This window comes from Pandoraea sp. E26 (genome assembly GCF_000681415.1).
Classification (GTDB): domain Bacteria; phylum Pseudomonadota; class Gammaproteobacteria; order Burkholderiales; family Burkholderiaceae; genus Pandoraea; species Pandoraea pnomenusa.
This window is the reverse complement of the sequence record NZ_AYXJ01000082.1, coordinates 1-1248: the sequence shown is the minus strand read 5'-3', so window position 1 is coordinate 1248 and position 1248 is coordinate 1. Positions and strand designations below refer to the sequence as shown.

The window sequence follows — 1248 nt, the reverse complement described above, 5'->3', positions numbered from 1 at the left end:
TGAACAACGCCGTGATCGCGAAACTGCGCGACATCATGGGCAAGATCGTCGCCAGTCTCTGACACCGGGTGTCGGGGCGCGAACGCCATGCGCTACCCATTCCGATTTTTTCTCACGCCAGGGATTTCCTCATGATCAATATCGACCCGACCCGTCAAGCTCATGGTGCTGCGGTATCGTTCGCATCTCCTGCCACCCCGTCGTTCTCCGCCGGCCGAGCCATCGACATCCATTCCCTGCTGCTGGCGCATGCGGCCACGCTGATGCAGGCCAGCGGCAGCGACGCCAAGGAGAAGATCGACCTCATGCGCTCGCGCCAGTCGCACGGCCGCCAGGCGAGGGACGTCGCGAACCAGATCGAAACGCTCATCAACCAGCTCGGCACCGATACATCGAAGACCACGAAGGTCGGCGACGGCATTCGCGAATTCTTCGACACGCACGACCTGTTGATCACGGTGGACGACAGCGGCACGAAGAAGACGTTGCAGGCCTGGGAGTCGCGTGCGAAGAAGTTTGGCGAAGCCGGCTACGCCGGTCCCGCGGGGGCCTCGGGCGACTACCGTGCCGATCATCTGCGCGCGTTGAAGGCCGCCGCCGAGAGCCGCAGCGAGGAGGCGACCGACAGCCGCACGATCGAGCAGATCGAGATCAACAAGTTCCTGCAGGAATACAACGGCGTTTCCACGCTCGCCAACACGATCATCAGCTCGCGAGGCCAGCAGCTCAACCAGATCAACGGATCGATGCGTTCATGAGCGCGAAGTCGGGAACGTTGGCCACACCTTTGCCGACCACGCCCGAGGTGTCGGCGCATCTGTCCGCCGAGATCGAGGCGATCTTCGCCCGCTTCTTTTCGCGAGGCGGGGCACTGCGCATGCTCGCCGATATCGACGTGTCCGATCTGATGCGCGTGCGTGCGCATGCGCGTCATCGCTTCTCGCAAGGCCACATCGCCGCGGCCCAGCGCGTGTATTTCCTGCTCGCCACGCTCGACCAGTGGTCGTTCGACGACTGGTTCGGCCTCGGCCTCTGCTATCAGCGCCTGGGCCACCACGAGCAGGCGCTGCCGTGCTTCGCCAAGGCCGGCGTGATCCGTGCAGCCGATCCGCGCGCCCCGTATCTCGCCGGCGTCAGCTACGAGGGCGCGGGCAATGTCGATTTCGCCCTGAAGGCGTATCGCGCGACGCAACGTCTGTGTGGCGATCTTCCGCAGCACCGGGCCCTGGCGCGCTCGGCGAGCGCCCG

At 64.8% G+C, this 1248-nt stretch carries 2 protein-coding genes; both read left to right on the top strand.

Annotated features, from left to right (window positions below):
- The first annotated feature begins 131 nt into the window (after positions 1-131).
- Positions 132-758: a hypothetical protein gene (locus tag W930_RS0125210; RefSeq protein ID WP_023598478.1), complete on the top strand. Its 627-nt coding sequence runs from the start codon at positions 132-134 to the stop codon at positions 756-758.
- Positions 755-1248 (top strand): CesD/SycD/LcrH family type III secretion system chaperone (locus W930_RS0125205; RefSeq protein ID WP_200873104.1); only part of this gene is annotated, 494 nt, incomplete at its 3' end. The genes W930_RS0125210 and W930_RS0125205, both read left to right, overlap by 4 nt.

Coding starts and splice junctions, on each gene's coding strand:
- W930_RS0125210 (WP_023598478.1), top strand. CDS start 132: ATGATCAATATCGACCCGACCCGTCAAGCTCATGGTGCTGCGGTATCG.